This window comes from Nocardiopsis lucentensis DSM 44048 (genome assembly GCF_000341125.1).
In the GTDB taxonomy this organism is placed as follows: Bacteria; Actinomycetota; Actinomycetes; order Streptosporangiales; family Streptosporangiaceae; genus Nocardiopsis; species Nocardiopsis lucentensis.
The window spans coordinates 1-257 of sequence record NZ_ANBC01000211.1; the positions used below are offsets into that span (position 1 = coordinate 1).

The following is a 257-nucleotide window of genomic DNA, read 5'->3' on the forward strand; positions in this document are numbered from 1 at the left end:
GAGGAGTTGGGCGCCCTGCTGGACCGCGTCGAGTCCGGTGACGCCGCGGCCCTGGCCGACCTCGAGGACCGCTTCTCCGCCCGCCTGGAGTTCGGTACCGCCGGACTGAGGGGAGAGCTGGGCGCGGGCCCGGGCCGCATGAACCGGGCCGTGGTCATGCGTGCGGCCGCCGGGATCGGCGCCTGGCTGGCCGCCGGGAGCCACGTGGTCGTCGGGTACGACGCCCGCCACGGTTCGGCGGACTTCGCCGAGGCGAG

1 pseudogene is annotated in these 257 nt (G+C 76.3%); it reads left to right on the forward strand.

The annotated features are described in order from the left end of the window. Window positions 1-257, forward strand: a pseudogene (locus D471_RS33340) (phospho-sugar mutase); the annotation flags it as partial.